Origin of the sequence: Micromonospora sp. WMMD1155 (assembly GCF_029581275.1) — a bacterium.
In the GTDB taxonomy this organism is placed as follows: domain Bacteria; phylum Actinomycetota; class Actinomycetes; order Mycobacteriales; family Micromonosporaceae; genus Micromonospora.
Genome location: NZ_CP120742.1, coordinates 3,959,889 through 3,977,666 on the forward strand (window position 1 = coordinate 3,959,889; position 17,778 = coordinate 3,977,666).

At 72.3% G+C, this 17,778-nt stretch carries 13 protein-coding genes; 7 read left to right on the plus strand and 6 right to left on the minus strand.

Annotation, left to right across the window (positions count from 1 at the left end; all coding sequences use genetic code 11):
• Positions 1–64 precede the first annotated feature (64 nt).
• The 3 genes from O7617_RS18155 to O7617_RS18165 all read left to right on the plus strand — a co-directional run bounded on the left by O7617_RS18155 (position 65) and on the right by O7617_RS18165 (position 4,709).
• Positions 65–1,102, plus strand: coding sequence for a lactonase family protein (locus O7617_RS18155; protein ID WP_282256966.1), 1,038 nt, complete (start codon positions 65–67; stop codon positions 1,100–1,102).
• Positions 1,103–1,259: 157 nt separating this feature from the next.
• A complete protein-coding gene (locus O7617_RS18160; protein WP_282256967.1) occupies positions 1,260–3,017 on the plus strand; it encodes a substrate-binding domain-containing protein in 1,758 nt (585 codons plus the stop codon).
• 210 nt (positions 3,018–3,227) lie between these two features.
• Positions 3,228–4,709 carry a sugar transferase gene (locus tag O7617_RS18165; RefSeq protein ID WP_282256968.1) on the plus strand — a complete coding sequence of 494 codons (1,482 nt, stop codon included), beginning with the start codon at positions 3,228–3,230 and terminating at the stop codon, positions 4,707–4,709.
• A 9-nt stretch (positions 4,710–4,718) separates the two neighbouring features.
• Here O7617_RS18165 and O7617_RS18170 read toward each other — a convergent pair whose 3' ends face one another.
• Positions 4,719–5,849: a PP2C family protein-serine/threonine phosphatase gene (locus O7617_RS18170; RefSeq protein ID WP_282256969.1), complete on the minus strand. Its 1,131-nt coding sequence runs from the start codon at positions 5,847–5,849 to the stop codon at positions 4,719–4,721.
• 57 nt (positions 5,850–5,906) lie between these two features.
• On the opposite strand from O7617_RS18170, the gene O7617_RS18175 reads away from it, so the two are divergent.
• A complete protein-coding gene (locus tag O7617_RS18175; RefSeq protein WP_282256970.1) occupies positions 5,907–6,551 on the plus strand; it encodes a MarR family winged helix-turn-helix transcriptional regulator in 645 nt (214 codons plus the stop codon).
• A gap of 60 nt (positions 6,552–6,611) precedes the next feature.
• Here the strand turns inward: O7617_RS18175 and O7617_RS18180 are convergent, their stop codons facing one another.
• Complete coding sequence (locus O7617_RS18180; RefSeq protein WP_282256971.1) at positions 6,612–8,222, minus strand: PP2C family protein-serine/threonine phosphatase; 1,611 nt, start codon at positions 8,220–8,222, stop codon at positions 6,612–6,614.
• 179 nt (positions 8,223–8,401) lie between these two features.
• The gene (locus O7617_RS18185; RefSeq protein ID WP_282256972.1) at positions 8,402–9,634 is read right to left on the minus strand and encodes an ROK family transcriptional regulator; all 1,233 of its coding nucleotides are present in this window, start codon (positions 9,632–9,634) and stop codon (positions 8,402–8,404) included.
• Positions 9,635–9,712: 78 nt separating this feature from the next.
• Between O7617_RS18185 and xylA the strand changes: the two genes are divergently transcribed.
• The 3 genes from xylA (at position 9,713) to O7617_RS18200 (ending at position 13,864) form a co-directional block, all read left to right on the plus strand.
• Entirely contained in the window at positions 9,713–10,900 is a 1,188-nt protein-coding gene (gene xylA, locus O7617_RS18190; RefSeq protein ID WP_282256973.1) for a xylose isomerase, read from the plus strand.
• Positions 10,901–10,909: 9 nt separating this feature from the next.
• Entirely contained in the window at positions 10,910–12,337 is a 1,428-nt protein-coding gene (gene xylB / locus O7617_RS18195; protein ID WP_282256974.1) for a xylulokinase, read from the plus strand.
• A gap of 93 nt (positions 12,338–12,430) precedes the next feature.
• Positions 12,431–13,864, plus strand: a complete 1,434-nt coding sequence (locus tag O7617_RS18200; RefSeq protein ID WP_282256975.1) for an MFS transporter — start codon at positions 12,431–12,433, stop codon at positions 13,862–13,864.
• Positions 13,865–13,985: 121 nt separating this feature from the next.
• Here the strand turns inward: O7617_RS18200 and O7617_RS18205 are convergent, their stop codons facing one another.
• The 3 genes from O7617_RS18205 to O7617_RS18215 form a co-directional block, all read right to left on the minus strand.
• Positions 13,986–15,662 (minus strand): glycoside hydrolase family 13 protein, encoded by a 1,677-nt coding sequence (locus O7617_RS18205; RefSeq protein ID WP_282264780.1) that lies wholly within the window; start codon positions 15,660–15,662, stop codon positions 13,986–13,988.
• 33 nt (positions 15,663–15,695) lie between these two features.
• Positions 15,696–16,742, minus strand: coding sequence for a LacI family DNA-binding transcriptional regulator (locus tag O7617_RS18210; RefSeq protein WP_282256976.1), 1,047 nt, complete (start codon positions 16,740–16,742; stop codon positions 15,696–15,698).
• Positions 16,743–16,809: 67 nt separating this feature from the next.
• A complete protein-coding gene (locus O7617_RS18215; RefSeq protein ID WP_282256977.1) occupies positions 16,810–17,778 on the minus strand; it encodes a carbohydrate ABC transporter permease in 969 nt (322 codons plus the stop codon).

Sequence of the window (17,778 nt, forward strand, 5' to 3'; positions counted from 1 at the left end):
ACGGCCGGGCTCTGCGGGCAGCCTCTGGTTGGATCAGCGGAGGATGCCAGCGGAGGAGTCGGACGTGAGTGGTCAGGTTGAGGTCGTCCACATCGGGGGTTACACCGCCCAGAGTGGCGGGCGGGGCAGCGGCATCGTCGCCGCTCGCCGTGACCCGGCGACCGGGGAGCTGACCCCGCTGGGCACGGTGGCGGTCACCGCCTCCCCCTCGTTCCTGGCGCGGCATCCCAGCCGACCGGTGCTCTACGCGGTCAACGAGTTGTCCGACGGCGAGATCAGCGCCTGGCGGGTCGGGTCGGAGGGCGGGCTGACTCCGCTCGGCAGTCGATCCACCGGTGGCGCCGAGCCGTGCCACCTGGCGGTGCTGCCCGACGGCGGCCATCTGCTGGCGGCGAACTACGGCGGCGGCAGCGTCGCGGTCTTCCCGCTGGACGCGGAGGGTGTGCCCGGCGAGCGCACCGACCTGGTGGTGCACGAGGGGCACGGCCCCGACCCGGACCGGCAGGACCACGCCCACGCCCACATGGTCTCCCCGGGTTCCGGGCGGGGGCCGATCTTCGCTGTCGACCTCGGCACGGACTCGGTCTACCGCTACGACCTGGACGACGCGAGCGGACGACTGGTGCCCCGCGCGCCGAGGATCCGTACGACGCCCGGCAGCGGGCCCCGGCACCTGGCCCGGCACCCGGACGGACGGCGTTGTTACCTCGTCGGTGAGCTGGACGCCTCGGTGACCGCGTACGAGCTGACCGAGGACGGCGCGTTGCACCAGCACGGTCGGGTCGAGGCGAGTGGACGGTCGGGTCATGTCCAGCCGTCCGAGGTCTCGGTCTCCCCGGACGGTCGGTTCCTCTACGTCGGCAACCGTGGCGTGGGGACGGTTGCGGTCTTCGCCCTGGCCGGCGAGCTGCCCGAGTTGGTGGCCGAGGTGGATACCGGTGGTGAGTGGCCCCGGCACTTCGCGCTGATCGGGACGCACCTCTACGTCGCCGACGAGCGGGCGGACATGGTGCGGGTCTTCCGGCGTGACGCCGACACCGGTGTCCCGGAGGCGGTCGGAGAGCCGGTGCCGGTGCCGAGCCCGACGTGTGTCCTGGCGTGAGCGACCGAGCCGGGACGTGAGCGCGGCACGAGTTCGGCAACGCCACGAGGCTGTCGCGTCACTCTCTGTTGCTAAAAAGTGGTCAACTGTTTCTCCTCCGTAACTTTAGTCCGAACGGATGTGGCAGAGACGGCACCTTGTACGCAAGATGGTCACCGTGTCAGCAGGCCGCCATCGCATGCGTTCGAAACTCCACCTAGCAGCCGCCGCCGCGACGGCGGGTGTGCTCGTCGTGACGACGGGCGCGTGGTTCGGCTATCAGGAGTTGATCAAACCGAGCTGCTCCGGGGAGATCCGACTCGCTGTGGCGGTCGCCTCCGAGCTCGCGCCCGCGGTGGACGCCGCCGCCTCCCAGTGGGTCAAGGACGGCGCGGCGGTGGGCCCGACCTGCATCCGGGTCGACGTCTCGGCGTCCGACCCGGTCGACGTGGCTGCCGTGGTGGCGGCGAAGCACGGTGCGGTCCTGGCCGGTGTGGGGCAGGCCAGCGGCACCGCCGTCAGCCCTGACGTGTGGGTCCCCGACTCCTCGACCTGGTTGCTGCGGTTGAAGAAGGACGCGACGGCGTTCGCTCCGACCAACGGCGCGTCCATCGCGCGCAGCCCGATCGTCGTCGCCATGCCCGAGCCGATCGCGACGCGACTGGGCTGGCCGGACAAGAAGTTCAACTGGACCGACCTGCTCAAGCAGGTGAACAACTCCAGCGCCCCGCTGCGGACCGGGATCGTCGAACCGACCCGTGACGCGGCCGGTCTGTCCGGGCTGCTCTCGCTGACCGCGGCGGCCAACGGCGCCGGCGGGGACGCCCAGCGCAACACGGTCGGCGCGCTCCGGGCCCTGGCCACCGGCCGCTCGTCGTTGCGCAACGACCTGCTGGCCCGTTTCCCCACCGCCAACGACTCGACGTCCATCGCCAGCGGCCTCGGCGCGGCGGCCCTGTCCGAAGAGGACGTGATCGCCTACAACAGCAAGAAGCCGCCGGTGCCGCTCGCCGCGCTCTACATGGAGCCGGCGCCGATGCCGCTGGACTACCCGTACGCGGTGCTGCCCGGCATCGAGCCGAGCAAGGCATCGGCCGCCCGGGTGCTGTTCGAACTGCTCACCAGCCCCACCTTCCGCAACCGGTTGGCCGCGCAGTCGCTGCGCGCCCCGGACGGCAACTGGGGTGAGGGCTTCAAGGCGCCGCAGGGTGCCCCGAGCCCGTCCGGCGGCGCGCCGACCGCACCGGCGAACGGCGGCACCGCGGCCGGTGGGCTGGACCCGGCGGCCATCCAACGGGTCGTCTCCAGCTGGTCCATCGCCACCCAGTCCGGTCGGATGCTGGCCGTCATCGACGTCTCCGGCTCGATGAAGGACGAGGTCCCGAGCGCCAACAACCGCAGCCGGGAAGAGGTCACCGTCGACGCGGCCCGCCGTGGCCTCGGCCTCTTCGACGACTCCTGGTCGATCGGCCTGTGGACCTTCTCCACGAAGCTGGTCGGCAACCGGGACTACCGCGAGTTGGTCCCCATCGGCCCGCTCTCCGCGCAGCGGGCCCAGTTGGAGGGTGCGCTCGCCACCGTCAAGCCGTCCAGTGGTGACACCGGCCTCTACGACACGATGCTGGCCGCGTACCAGGCCGTGCAGGAGAACTGGCAGCCCGGCCGGGTCAACTCGATCGTGCTGTTCACCGACGGCAAGAACGAGGACGACAACGGCATCAACCAGCAGCAGTTGCTCGCCAAGCTCAAGCAGCTCGCCGACCCGGAGCGACCTGTGCAGGTCATCATGATCGGTATCGGCGAGGGCGTCAGCAAGGCCGAGCTGGAGTCGATCACGAAGGTGACCGGCGGCGACGTCTTCGTCACCAAGGACCCGAGCGAGATCGGCAGCATCTTCCTCAGCGCCATCGCACGTCGCCCGCCAGCGCCGCGCTGATCCGACGCTCAGACGCCGGAGGGCCTGCCGTACCGTCGATCGGTGCGGCAGGCCCTTTTGGCCGCTGGGTTGAGGAAAAGTGACGGCAATACGTCGGAAGCAATCGGCCGTCATAGTTGTCAAGGCAGGATGTCGACTGTTCCGGCAGGGTCGGTCCGCCTCCGGTCCGAGCTGTCAGCCGGGGCCATCCTGAGCAGAGTGGGAGGGCCGGTGAGCGCGGCGACACTGTTGACCCCCGCCACGGCGGCGGAGCCGGACGGCCGTCCCGCCGGGCTGGTGGCCCGCGCCGACGAACGGTCCTACGTTCGGGTCCTAGTGGTCCTGGACACCACCATCCTCATCATCGCGCTGCTCATCGGATACGCCGCCCGCTTCGGTGACGACGAGCCGACCGGCTCGGAGATCCCGTACGTGTTGGTCGCGCCCGGGCTGGTGCTGGCCTGGCTGATCTCGCTCAAGGCGCTCGGCTGCTACGACGACCGGGTCATCGGCTACGGGGCGGACGAGTACCGGCGGGTCAGCTCCGCCAGTCTGCGGCTGGCCGGTGCGATCGCGATCATCGGCTACATCGCCGACGTCGGCGTCTCCCGGGGCTTCCTCGGAATCACCTTCGCGGTGGGCACCGTCGGGTTGGAGGTGGCCCGGTTCGCCGCCCGCAAGCGCCTGCACCGGGCCCGGTCGCTGGGTGCCGGCTGGTCCCGCAAGGTCCTGGTGGTCGGCGACACCGCCCACGTGCTGGAGTTGGTGCACACGCTGCGCCGTGAGCCGTACGCCGGCTATCAGGTGGTCGGCGCGTGCATCCCGGACGCGCTGCTGGCACCGGTGGCGCAGCGGCTGGGTGACGTGCCGGTGGTGGGATCCTTCCGGGGCATTCCGGAGGCCGCCACCGCGATCGGCGCGGACACCGTCGCGGTGACCGCGTCCGGCGAGCTGACCGCGACCCGGCTGCGTCGCCTCGGCTGGCAGTTGGAGGGGACCGGCGTCGACCTGGTCGTGGCCCCCGCGCTGACCGACGTCGCCGGTCCGCGCATCCACACCCGCCCGGTTGCCGGGCTGCCGCTGATCCACGTCGAGGCCCCCGAGTTCCGTGGCGCGCGCAAGCTGGTGAAGGGCTTCGTGGACCGGTCGGTCTCGTCGCTGGCTCTGGCGCTGCTGCTCCCGCTGATCTCGTTCATCGCCCTGGCCATCAAACTGGACAGCCGTGGTCCGGTGCTGTTCCGACAGGTCCGTGTCGGTCAGGGCGGGCGGGAGTTCGACGTGTTCAAGTTCCGCACCATGGTGGTGAACGCCGACGCCATGCTCGCCGAGCTGACCGCCCGTAACGAGACCGACGGGCTGATGTTCAAGATGCGTCAAGACCCTCGGGTCACCCGCGTCGGGCGGGTGCTGCGCAAGTGGTCGCTGGACGAGCTGCCGCAACTGGCCAACGTCCTGCTGGGTCAGATGAGCCTGGTCGGGCCCCGCCCGCCGCTGCCGTCCGAGGTGGCCCGCTACGACGGCGACGTGGCCCGACGGCTGTTGGTCAAGCCCGGCATGACCGGCCTCTGGCAGGTCAGCGGCCGGTCCGACCTGAGCTGGGAGGACGGCATCCGCCTCGACCTGTACTACGTGGAGAACTGGTCGCTCGCCGCCGATCTCACCATCCTGTGGAAGACCTTCGGTGCGGTCCTGAACGGTCGCGGCGCGTACTGACCTCGCCGGTCACGGTTGCGGGCCGAGCCAGTCCAGGCAGACGACCACCGCGTCGTCGACCAGGTCACCGGCCACGAACGCGCGCAGATCACCGATCAGTGACCGTACGGCGTCCAGCGGCTCCATCGGGCCCGTCCGGCGCAGGAACCGGTCCAGTGCCGTCTCGCCGTAGCGCGTGTGCTGCCCGGTGGCCTCCAGCACCCCGTCGCCGACGACGAAGATCCGGTCGCCGACCTCCAGTGGGAACTTCTGTTCCTGGTAGTCGGTCGCCTCGAACATGCCGAGCGGGAACTGCGCCTCCAAGGGCTGCTCGATGACGTCCCCGCCGCGCAGGATGACCAGCCGTGGTGAGCCGGCGTCGACGACCGTCATCACCCCCGAGCGCAGGTCCAACTGCATCAGCAAGGCGGAGAGGTGCTGCTCGCCCCGGTACAGGTCGTAGAGGGCCTGGTCGGCGAGGGCGGCCTGGTCGGCAAGGTTCAGCCCGGCGCGGCGCGCGTTGCGCAGCGCGTGGGTGGCCAACGAGGTGAGCAGGGACGCGGCGACGCCCTCACCGCTGCCGTTGACCGTGGACAACCAGAGTTGCTGCCCGTCGTCGGACCAGTCGAAGCTGTCACCGCGTACCGTGTACGCCGGTTCCAACTGACCGGCCAGGCTGAACGACGGTCGGATCCGGCTACGCCCGGGGAGCAGGTCCCACTGCATCTCGGCGGCCAGGGTGAGGCGCTGAGCGCGTCGCGCCGCCCGGTAGACGTCGGTGCCGGGGGAGACCGCCGCCAGCTCGTGGGCGAGCGCGGTGGCGATGTCGGTCAACGCGGCGACGACCTCCGGCTCGTCGGCGACGGGCGACAGGTAGAGGACGCCCCGGCGCTCCCCCCGCATGGTGACCGGGATCCAGGCGCTGCCGTCGGAGACGATCGGTGACTGGTGGTCGAAGGCGCGCCAGGCCGGGTGCCCCGGGCTGGTGATCGGGTCACCCTCGGTGAGCGGGAGAAGCTCGGCGAGCCGGTAGTCGACCTGGTACAGCTCGACGTCGGTGATGCCGTACGACCGGGCGAGCACGTCCCCGACGCCACCGACGACACGGTCGGCCGGTGTCTCGTTCAGGGCACGTCGTGCCTCGTTGACCGGTTCGTTCATGCTGGCTCCCTCGCTAAAGCTCGACCACCTGTGGGTTCGGAGTAGTCTCGGGCCACCATGGCCGAACTGAACGGTCCGACGGACCCCGAGACGAGTATGGCTGCCGTACTGGACGCGGCGGCCGCTTCCTTGCTGGGCATCTGGGAATCCGCCCGGGAGGGGACCGCGCACCGCGTCTCCGGTGCGCAGCTACGGGCGGTGATGGTGGTGGAGCAGGTCGACGGGATCAACCTGCGTCGGCTCGCCACCCGGCTCGACATGCTGCTCAGCTCCGCCAGCCGCCTCTGCGACCGGTTGGTCGCCGCGGGCATGCTGGAGCGTGAGCCGGGCCGCTTCGACCGGCGGGAGATCTCGCTACACCTCACCCCGGAGGCCCGCCGGCTCCTCGCCGAGCTGCGGGCCGACCGTCAGGCGCAGCTCGCCGCCGTGCTGGCCGGGATGGGCGCGGAGGGCCGCGACGCGCTGCTGCGCGGGATGCGGGAGTTCGACGAGGTCGCCCGTCGGCAGCAGGTGGACAGCACGCCGGTGGGCGAGTCGGTGCAGCAGGAGGACTGGCCGCGCGACCCGGACGGGCCCGGTGGGCCGGCGGATCGGAGCCGGCAGACCCATACGCCGTGGACCGGCTCGTCAGATGCCCCGGAACGGTCGGTGGGCACCCCCCGCGAATGGCCGACCGGCGGGCCGGTGGCGCGGACCGCCTGATCGAGCGGTGCCGGCTCGTCGTCGCCGTCCACGGTGCCGCCGCCGGGGCGTCGTCGCCGATCACGAGGGCACCGACGCGCGGACGGCCAGCATCGCGATGTCGTCGTGGGCCTGGCCGTCGAGCCAGTCGTCGACCTCCTGCAGCACCAGATCGATCAGCGCCGCGGGCGGCTGCCCGGCCGCCGACCCGAGCGCCGCACGCAGCCGGGCCTCGCCGAACATCTCCGCGTCGCGCGGGCCGCGCGCCTCGGTGACCCCATCGGTGTACGCGAGCAGCAGGTCCCCGGGATCGAGGTGCACCCGTGTCTCGGCGAACCGGGCGGCCGTCAGCGCCCCGACCGCCGTGCCACCCACCGGGACCGAGGTGACAGTGCCGTCCGTGGTGACCAGCAGGGGCGCGGGGTGGCCCCCGCCGGCGATCCGCACGTCCACGCCGGTGGGGCCCCGGTCCAGGGAGCCGAGCAACAGGGTGGTGAACTGGCTGCGCCGCGCCGCGTCCGGCGCGTCGAACAACGCCCGGTTGAGCAGGTGGATCAGCTCCAGGGGGCGTTGCTCGACGAGCCGCAGCGTCTGCAGGGACTGGCGGACCCGGCCGGTCAGCACGGCCGCGCTCACGCCCCGACCGCACACGTCGCCGAGCGCGAACAGAGCGCCACGCGGGTGCGGGAACACCTCGTAGAAGTCGCCGCCGATGCGCAACGTGTCCCCGGCGGCGCGGTAGCCGCCGGCCACTGTCACGCCGGGCACGGCGGGTAGCTCGGGCGGGAGCAGGCTGGCCTGTAGCACCCGGGCCAGGTGGGCCTGCTCGCCGTGGAGATCCGCGGTTGCCAGCGCGGCACCCGCCCGGGCGGCGAACTCCCGGGCGAGCTCGATCTCGCGTTCGTCGAAGCCGGCCCGCCCGGTGCGCCGGACGAGTAGCAGGGCGCCGGCCGACCCGTCGGCGCCGGGCATCGGGCAGACCAGCACCGCGCCCGGGGCGCCGAAACCGGGCGGCAGCATCGTGGCCAGGTCGGTGAACGCGCCGTCCTGCCACGGCACCGGTTCGGTGAGGTCGCCGGCCAGCGCCTCGGCCAGCACGGGCACGGTGCTGGTCAGCGTCGCCGGTGCCGGCCCGCTGGTCGGGGTGGGCTCGCCGTCGGCGTGCCGGGTCCAGCGGCCGTGCGGCTCGGCCGAGGTGGCCGGTCGGGGCAGGACCACTGCGACATCGGCCAGGTACGGCACGGCGAGTGTGGTGGTGGCCCGGAGCACCTCGTCCCGGTGCAGGGACGTACCGAGTCGGTTCCCCGCCTCGCCGAGGAACGCGGTGCGGGCGCGTTCGGCGCGTAGCGCGTCGGAGCGGTCGTGCTCCTCGGTGACGTCCCGGACGTACCACACGAACCGGTGGCCGACGAGCCGCCGCCGGGCGCCGCGCAGACGTCGGCCGTGATGGTCGGCGTCGAAGCGGTCGGCGTCGCTGGTGACCGCGTGGGCCAGTGCGGCCACCGGGCATCGGGACAGCTCGGTGCCGACGGCGACCTCCGGGAGCAGCCGCACGGCCATCGCGTTGAGCAGGGTGACCCGGCCGGTCTCGTCCGTCGTCAGGACCGCCTCGGCGAGCCCGTCGAGCAGCTCACGGGCGAGTGGTGCGTCGGCGGGCAGCGGAGTGTCGCGGGGTTGCCGGGTCGTGGTCACCGCCGGACGCCGGCTCGCGACTGACGACTCCTGCGCATGCTGCTTCTCGACTCCTCACCCGGCATCGTTGCTGTGGGGCAAGGATAGCGATCCCCTCCGACAGTCACCCAGGGCGCGGCCTGGTCAACCCAAGGGCCGGTGTCAAAGCCCCCGGCTCGACCGAGGGCTTTGACCAGGCCCTAGCGGGCCAGCCAGCCGGCGGGCTGGGCGACGATCCGCCGGACGACCGAGCCGGCGGCGCCCACCGCGGCGGCCTCCGCGCCGAGCGTGGACGGCCGCACCGTGACCGGTGACCAGGCGGCGGTCAGCACCCGGTCGGCGATCTCGGCGAGCACCGGAGGGCACAACCAGGGCGCCAGGGCAGCGTAACCGCCACCCAGCACCACGGTGTCCAGGTCGAGCAGGTTGACGACGCCCGCCACCGCCACACCCAGCGCCGTGCCGGCCTCGTGCAGGGCCCGCAGAGCGTCGGCGTCGCCGGCCTCGGCCAGCTCGGCGAGCCGTGCCGTCGCGGTGTCCGCCGGGAGTTCCGCCCGGGCCAGCCCGGCAGCGGTCACGATCGCCTCCTGGCCCGCGTACTGCTCCAGGCAGCCCTGCCCGCCGCAGCGGCACGGGCGACCCTCGGGGTGGACCGGGAGGTGCCCGATCTCACCACTCCAACCGCGTACACCGCGGAACAGCGCCCCGTCCAGGACGATGCCCGCGCCGATGCCCACCTCTCCGGAGATGTGCAGGAAGCTGGACGGGCCGGGCGGCCGGGAGTGCAGCTCGCCGAGCGCGGCGAGGTTGGCCTCGTTGTCCACCACCAGGACGGGTACGCCGGGAACCTGCTCGACCAGCGGGGGGTGCTCGGCGAGCAGCGCGGGCACCGGCACGTCGTGCCATCCGAGGTTCGGCGCGAGCCGGACCAGGCCGGCGTCGTCCACCAGGCCGGGAACCGCGAGCGCGGCGCCGACCAGTGTGAGGCCCTGGTCGGCGGCGTCGTCGCGGGCGGCCCCGGCCATCTCGACCAGCTGGGCCAGGGCGTCGGCGGGGGCCACCGGACGCAGGTCGGCCCGGTGCACGGTGCGGTGCCGGACCTCACCCGCGAGGTCCACCACGCAGACCGCCAGGTAGTCGACGTTGACCTCCAGGCCGAGCCCGGCCGGCCCCTGGTCGGCGAGGACCAGCCCGCGTGCCGGGCGACCGGCGCCGGAACGGGGAGCCGGGTCGGATTCGCTGACCAGACGGCCGGCGAGCAGGTCCTCGACCACCGCGGACACGGTGGCTCTGGTGAGGCCGGTGGCGGTCGCCAGATCGGCGCGGGACGGGGGGCGTTCGGCCGCGGCGATGCGGCCGAGCACCAGAGCGAGGTTGAGCTCGCGCAGACTGCCCTGACGGACTGCGCCGGCCGGGGCGTGGGTGAGGCTCACCCCTTGACAGTGCCATAGGGCGGGCAAATAATTCAATGGCTGAACAAATAGCCGACAACACCACCCCGGAGGTTGCTCATGGCACCCCGTCCCACTCCCGCCGACAAGTTCTCCTTCGGGCTCTGGACCGTCGGGTGGCAGGCCCGCGACCCGTTCGGTGACGCCACGCGCCCCGAGCTCGACGCGGTCGAGGCAGTGCACCGGCTCGCCGAGCTGGGCGCGTACGGCATCACCTTCCACGACGACGACCTGATCCCGTTCGGGGCCGACGCCGGCACCCGGGACCAGCACATCGCCCGGTTCCGTAAGGCCCTCGACGAAACCGGCCTGGTGGTGCCGATGGTGACCACCAACCTCTTCACCCACCCCATCTTCAAGGACGGCGGCTTCACCAGCAACGACCGCGACGTCCGCCGCTACGCGCTGCGCAAGGTGCTGCGTCAGGTCGACCTGGCCGCCGAGCTGGGTGCGAGCACCTTCGTGATGTGGGGTGGCCGCGAGGGCTCCGAGTACGACCTCGCCAAGGACGTCCGCGCCGCCCTGGACCGCTACCGCGAGGCCGTCAACCTGCTCACCCAGTACTCCGTCGACAAGGGCTACAACCTGCGCTTCGCCCTGGAGCCCAAGCCCAACGAGCCGCGGGGCGACATCCTGCTGCCCACCATCGGGCACGCGCTCGGGTTCATCTCCCAGTTGGAGCACCCGGAGCTGGTCGGCCTCAACCCGGAGGTCGGGCACGAGCAGATGGCCGGGCTCAACTACGCGCACGGCATCGCCCAGGCGCTCTGGCAGGGCAAGCTGTTCCACCTCGACCTCAACGGCCAGCGCGGCATCAAGTACGACCAGGACCTGGTCTTCGGCCACGGCGACCTGATGAACGCGTTCGCCCTGGTGGACCTCCTGGAGAACGGCGGCCCCAACGGCGGGCCGGCCTACGACGGGCCCCGGCACTTCGACTACAAGCCCTCCCGCACCGAGGACATGGACGGTGTCTGGGCCTCCGCGGCGGCCAACATGAGCACCTACCTGCTGCTCAAGGAGCGCGCCGCGGCGTTCCGCGCCGACCCCGAGGTGGTCGAGGCGCTCGCCGCCAGCAAGGTCGGCGACCTGAACACGCCGACGCTCAACGACGGCGAAGGTTACGAGGAGTTCCTGGCGGACCGGTCCGCGTTCGAGGACGTCGACGTCGACGCGGTGGCCGCCCGGGGCTTCGCCTTCGTCCGGCTCAACCAGCTCGCCGTCGAGCACCTGCTCGGCGCCCGCTGAGGCCCCGCCATGCCGTTGGTCGCGGGCGTCGACTCGTCCACCCAGTCCTGCAAGGTGGTCATCCGGGACGCGGAGACCGGTGCCCTGCTCCGGCAGGGTCGCGCCGCGCACCCGGATGGCACCGAGGTCGACCCGGAAGCCTGGTGGCAGGCGCTGCGTAGCGCCGCCGACGAGGCCGGCGGGTTGGCCGACGTGGCCGCGATCTCCGTCGCCGGCCAGCAACACGGCATGGTGTGCCTCGACGAGGACGGCCGGGTGGTGCGCCCGGCACTGCTGTGGAACGACACCCGGTCCGCCGACGCCGCCGCCGACCTCGTCGAAGAGGCCGGCGGCGGTGCGGCCGGGCGTCGGTTCTGGGCGGAGGCCACCGGCAGTGTGCCGGTGGCCAGCTTCACCCTCACGAAGCTGCGCTGGCTGGCCCGGCACGAGCCGGAGCAGGCCGCCCGGGTGGCCGCCGTGTGCCTGCCACACGACTGGCTGACCTGGCGGTTGGCCGGCACGCCGGGATTGGGCGCGCTGCGCACCGACCGGGGGGATGCCAGCGGCACCAGCTACTGGTCGCCGGCCACCGGCGAATACCGGCTGGACCTCTTGGAGCAGGGCTTCGGGCGGCGACTGATCGTTCCGGAGGTGCTCGGGCCGGCGGAGTCGGCGGGGAAGCTCGCCGACGATCTGGGTGGGCCGGGCGGCGCGTTGCTCGGCGCGGGCACCGGTGACAACGCCGCCGCCGCGCTCGGCGTCGGCGCCGGCCCGGGTGACGTGATCGTCTCCATCGGCACCTCCGGCACGGTGTTCAGCGTCGCCGACGTGCCGGCCGGCGACGAGAGCGGCGCGGTGGCGGGCTTCGCCGACGCGTCCGGTCGTTTCCTTCCGCTGGTCGCCACGCTCAACGCGGCCCGGGTGCTGGACGCGGCCGCCGCGATGCTCGGCGTCAGCCTGGACGAGCTGGCCGACCTGGCGCTCTCCGCACCGGCCGGGGCGGGCGGGCTGGTCATGGTGCCCTATCTGGAAGGGGAGCGGACCCCCAACCGTCCGCTCGCCACCGGAGCGATGCACGGCCTGACCCTGCGCACGTCGACCCCAGCGCACCTGGCCCGGGCCGCCGTGGAGGGGATGCTCTGCGCGCTCGCCGACGGTCTGGACGCGCTGACCGCACAGGGCGCCACCGCCCGCCGGGTCATCCTGGTCGGCGGCGGGGCCCGGTCCGCCGCGGTGCGTCGGATCGCGCCGCAGGTCTTCGGCTGCCCGGTCGTCGTCCCGCCGGCGGGGGAGTACGTCGCCGACGGGGCCGCCCGCCAGGCCGCCTGGGTCGCCCTGGGTGGTCCCACGCCGCCGGTCTGGGCGGTCGAGGGCACCGAGGAGTACGCGGCCGAGCCCGTCCCCGCCGTGCGTGAGCAGTACGCGGCGGCTCGCGGACTGGTTCTCGACCGGCGCTGACCGTCGGGATCGACGCGGGTGGGTGCCGGGGACAGCTGACCGGCACCCACCCGCGTGACGACGTCCTCAGCCGCGTCTGGTTGGCTGCCGGTCATGACGGTGACCAGTGGCGGGTCTGGCCGATGCCCGCACGGCCGGGGCGGCGGCCCGGCGCACCGGTTGTACAGCGTCGTGGTGTTCGTGCTGCTCGCCTCACTGGACAACGTGGCGATCGGGCTGGTCCCGCCGCTGTACGGCCCGATCTCCGACGCGTTCGACGTGTCCGGGCGACTGCTCGGTCTGGTCACCGCCGTCAGCTTCCTGGTCAGCGCGGTGGCTGCGGTCGGCTGGGCGTACGTCGGCGACCGGACCAACCGCAAGCCCCTGCTCATGGTGGGCACGCTGCTGTGGGCGGCGGGCACCGGCGGCAGCGCCCTCGCCGGCGGCTACCTGACGTTCTTCACCGGGCAGTTGGTCGCCGCGGTCGGCCTGGGTGCGGTCGGCTCGGTCGGCTTCTCGGTGGTCACCGACCTGATCTCACCGACCCGGCGCGGGTTGGTGATGAGCTTCTGGGGGCTCTCCCAGGGGGTCGGCACCCTGGCGGGCACCCTCGTCGGAGGGCTGCTCGGTGCCACCGACTGGCGGCGGCCGTTCCTGATCCTGACCGGTGTCGGCCTGGTCGCCACCGTGGCGTACCTGTTCACGTACGACATCCGGCGCGGCCAGAGCGAGCCGGAGTTGGCCGACCGGCTGGACGCCGGCGCCGAGTACGACTACCGGATCAGTCGCGCCGACCTGCCGCGCATCCTGGCCCGACGTACCAACCGGTGGTTGATCCTGCAGGGCCTCACCGCGCAGGCCGCCTTCGGGTCCCTGGTGTGGTTGCCGGTGCTCTTCGCCGAACGGGCCGAGGCGCAGGGTTACTCGACGTCCACGGCGGTGGTGGTGGGCAGCGTCTTCGCCACGCTGTTCCAACTCGGCGGGGTGCTCTCCATCGTCGGTGGGCTGGTCGGTGACGCGCTGCAGCGGCGTACCCCGAGAGGCCGGGCCCTGGTCGCCGCGATCGGCATCCTCGCGGCGTTGCCGTTCTACCTGGTGTTGTTCTTCGTCCCGGTGACGATCGACGTGCCGGACGGCGCGGGCGGCGGCGCGGTCGTCGGCGCGGTGCTGGCCAGCGTGTTCTCCGAGCCGTCGGTGGGGCTGAGCCTGCTCACCGCGATCGTGGCGCTCGCGCTGACCTCGGCCAACTCGCCGAACTGGTTCGCGCTGATCGCCGACGTCAACCCACCGGAGCACCGGGGCACGGTCTACAGCCTGGGCAACCTGGTCAACGGGGTCGGTCGCGCGGCCGGCAACGGGCTGGTCGGGGTGGCGTTCCAGGCCCTGCGGGCGGCCTTCCCGCCGCCGTTGAACTTCGCCGTCGGGCTGGCCGCGTTCCAGCTCTTCTTCATTCCCACCGGTGTCATGTACTGGCTCGCGTCGCGAACCTCACCAACCGACATCGAGAACGTGCACGACCTCCTACACACCCGAGCCGACCGCCTTTGACAGCCCGCCCGCGCTCCGCGCCTCAAGATTCGCGCAACATCAGGGAAACTGCTGCCTCGGGCGAGCAGGAGGGGCCAACATCCCTGATGTTGCGCGGATCTTGGCCCCTCCCAGGCTCGGGTCAGGCGGAGCGCAGCCAGACCGTGACGTCGGTGGGGACCGCGCCGTCGTCGTCGAACGGGGCGCTGGTGGTCAGCACCTCGGCACCGGCCGGGACCGGCACCGCGGCCTCACCGAAGTTGGTCAACACGGTCAGCTCACCGTTGCGGAAGGTCAGCACCTCGTCGCCGGAGGACAACCATTCGAGGGTGCCGCGACCCAGCCCGTGAGCGCGGCGCAGCCGTAGCGCCGTGCGGTACAGCTCGTACGTCGAGCCGGGCACGTCGCGCTGGCGGTCCAGCGCGTACTCCGCCCAGAGCGACGGTTGCGGCAGCCAACTCGCGTCGGTGGGCCCGAAGCCGTACGACGGGGCGTCCGCCTCCCACGGGATCGGCACCCGGCAGCCGTCCCGGCCGCGCTGGGTGTGCCCGGTACGCGCCCAGGTCGGGTCCTGGCGGGCCTCGTCCGGCAGGGTGGTGTGCTCGGGTAGCCCCAGCTCCTCACCCTGGTAGAGGTACGCCGAGCCGGGCAGGGCGAGCATGAGCAGGGTGGCCGCTCGGGCCCGGCGCAGGCCGAGCGCGGCGTCCGGCTGCGGGTCGCCGATGCCGATGCCGTTGGGCCGGCCACCGCTGATCGGCAGGCCGAGGCGGGACGCGTGCCGCACCACGTCGTGGTTGGACAGCACCCAGGTGGTCGGTGCGCCGACCGAGTCGGTCGCCTCCAACGAGCGGGTGATCACCGCGTACTGGGCGGGTGCGGTCCACGCGGCGAGCAGGTACTCGAAGTTGAACGCCTGGTGCATCTCGTCCGGCCGGACGTAGCGGGCCAGCCGCTCGGCCGGCTCCACCCACGCCTCGGCGACCAGCACCCGCTCGCCGGGGTAGCTGTCCAGGACCTGCCGCCACTGCCGGTAGATCTCGTGCACGCCCTCCTGGTCCCACATCGGTGGGCGCGGCTTGTCGATCTCGTTGCCGGAGAGGATCTCCTGCGGTTCCTGCCAGTCGGCCAGGTCGGCCTGCTTGACCAGCCCGTGCGCCACGTCGACCCGGAAGCCGTCCACCCCACGGTCCAACCAGAACCGGAGCACGTCCAGGAACTCCGCGTGCACCTCCGGGTTGTCCCAGTTGAGGTCCGGCTGGCCGGTGTCGAACAGGTGCAGGTACCACTGGCCGGGCCGCCCGTCCGGGTCGACGGTGCGGGTCCAGGCGGGGCCGCCGAAGACGCTCTGCCAGTCGTTCGGCGGCTGCTCACCGGCCGGGCCGACGCCGTCGCGGAAGACGTACCGGGACCGTTCCGGGCTGCCGGGCGGGGTGAGCAGGGCCTCCTGGAACCAGCGGTGTGCCGAGGAGGTGTGGTTCGGCACCAGGTCCACGATCACCCGCAGGCCGCGGGACCGGGCCTCGGCGATCAGCTTGTCCGCGTCGGCGAGGCTTCCGAACAGCGGGTCGACGTCGCGGTAGTCAGCCACGTCGTAGCCGGCGTCGGCCTGCGGCGACGGATAGAACGGGGAGAGCCACACCGCGTCCACGCCCAGCTCGACCAGGTGGTCGAGGCGGGCGGTGATGCCGGGAAGGTCACCGATGCCGTCACCGTCCGAGTCGGCGAACGAGCGGGGGTAGATCTGGTAGATGGTCGCCTCGGTCCACCAGCCGGTGGCCGGGTGGCCGGAGGGGCTCTGCTGCGTCGGATCGGTGTTCAGGGTCTTCTCCCGTGTCGCGCTGTGGTCAGGTTTTCAGTGTGCCCGGGGTGGTGCGGTCGACTCCCGAACCACCAGGCGAGTGGGCAGGATCACCGATGTGTCGCAGTCGGCGCTCTGCTGGCCCGGGATGGGGCCCGGGGGTCGGGTCTCGAGGGGGTCGAGCAGCATCCGGGCGGCCAGTCGGCCCTGCTCGGCGGCGGGCTGGGCGATGGTGCTGAGCCCGAGCATGCCGGCCAGGTCATGGTCGTCGATGCCGATGACACTGACGTCGTGTGGCACCCGCAGCCCGGCGTCGCGCAGCGCGGTCATCGCGCCCATCGCCATCTCGTCGCAGGCGGCGACGATCGCGGTGGGTGGGTCGCCGCGGGCCAGCAACTCGACGGTGGCCCGGGTGCCGCCGTCGATGGTGAAGGTGGACTCGACGTCGAGGCGCGGATCGGGCCGCAGACCCGCGGCCCGCAACTCCGCCTGGTAGCCCCGGCGGCGGTCGAGGTGGGTGGTGAACGCCAACTCGTCGTCCGGGTCGCCGGAGATGTGCGCGATCCGGTGGTGGCCGAGGTCGATCAGGTGTCGGGTGGCGGCCCGGGCCGCGGCCACGTCGTCGATGCGTACGCAGGGCCAGTTGGGCACCCTGCTGCCCGAGCTGATCGTCACCCCGGGCAGTTCCAGCGCGGCCAGCGCGGTCAGGTCGGCCGGCCGCAACGGGGTGGCGACCAGCATGATGGCGTCCACCCGTTTGTGCAGGTTGGCGGTGCGCAGGACTCGCTGGCGGACCTGCTCCCGACCACCCAGGTTGTAGAGCAGCAGGTCGTAGCCGGACTGGTGGAGGTATTCCTCGACGGCCTCCACGATGGTGCTGAAGAACCAGCGGGTGATCCGGGGGACCACCACCGCCACGGTGCCGGTCCGGCCACCCGCGAGCCGGGACGCGCTCGGCGAGACCTCGTAGTCGAGCTGCTCGGCGGCGGCGAGCACCCGCCGTCGGGTGGCGGCCGAGACCGTCGGCAACCCCCGCAGGGCCCGCGAGACGGTGGCCGTGGACACGCCGGCCAACCGGGCCACATCATCAATCCTCGTCACGGTTTCCCCCGCTCGTGCCCGTTCGCCCGCCGCCGCCCGAGGGGCCAGGCGGCGGCGGGCGAACGGGTCAGCCCTTGACGCTGCCGGCGAGCAGACCTCGCACGAAGAAGCGCTGTAGGGACAGGAAGACGACGAGGGGTACGACGATCGAGACGAACGCCCCGGCGGTGAGCCGCTGCCACTCGTTGCCCCGGGTGCCGGCCATCTCGGCGAGGCGGACGGTGAGCGGGGCGGTCTCGTTGCCGCCACCGGCGAAGATCAGCGCCACCAGCAGGTCGTTCCAGACCCAGAGGAACTGGAAGATGCCGAACGCCGCCAGCGCCGGGGTGATCAGCGGCAGCACGATGGTCCGGAAGATCTTCGGGTGGGTGGCGCCGTCGACGCGGGCCGCCTCCATCAGGTCTCCGGGCAGTTGCGAGACGAAGTTGTGCAGCAGGAAGACGGCGAACGGGAGCGCGAAGCAGGTGTGCGCGAACCACACCTGGGCGAACTTCTGTTCGTCGACCAGGTCCCAGGCCGGCATCACGGTGATGCCGCCGAGGGTGACGCCGGTGGAGAAGAACTTCAGCAGCGGCACCAGGGCCATCTGCAACGGGACGATCTGCAACGCGAAGATCGCGATGTAGAGCCAGTCCCGGCCGCGGAAGTTGATCCACGCCAGCGCGTACGCGGCCAGGGCCGCGAAGGCGAGCGGGAAGAGCACCGACGGGATGGTGATGGCCAGCGAGTTGATGAAGTAGCTGGCGAGCTGCCCCGAGGACGACGACCGTCCGAACAGGACCTGCTCGTAGTTCTCCAACGTGAACTGCGGGTTGGTGAACGCGGTCCACCAGCCGGTGGTCTTGATCTCGTCCTCGGGTCGGATGGACGAGATGAACAGACCGAAGGTCGGGACGGTCCAGACCACCGCGATGACGATCGAGACGAGCGTCGCGGTGCGGCTGTTGAGCCGTTTGCGGACCCGGCCGGCCGTGGTGGACGGTGTCCCGGCGGTCTTCTCTGTGCCGGCGGCGACGGTGGGCGTTGCGGTGGTCAT

Excerpts from the sequence above, each read along its gene's own strand:
- O7617_RS18215 (WP_282256977.1), bottom strand. The coding sequence starts at position 17,778 with ATGACCACCGCAACGCCCACCGTCGCCGCCGGCACAGAGAAGACCGCC.
- O7617_RS18175 (WP_282256970.1), top strand. The coding sequence starts at position 5,907 with ATGGCCGAACTGAACGGTCCGACGGACCCCGAGACGAGTATGGCTGCC.
- O7617_RS18170 (WP_282256969.1), bottom strand. The coding sequence starts at position 5,849 with ATGAACGAACCGGTCAACGAGGCACGACGTGCCCTGAACGAGACACCG.
- xylA (WP_282256973.1), top strand. The coding sequence starts at position 9,713 with ATGGCACCCCGTCCCACTCCCGCCGACAAGTTCTCCTTCGGGCTCTGG.
- O7617_RS18200 (WP_282256975.1), top strand. The coding sequence starts at position 12,431 with ATGACGGTGACCAGTGGCGGGTCTGGCCGATGCCCGCACGGCCGGGGC.
- xylB (WP_282256974.1), top strand. The coding sequence starts at position 10,910 with ATGCCGTTGGTCGCGGGCGTCGACTCGTCCACCCAGTCCTGCAAGGTG.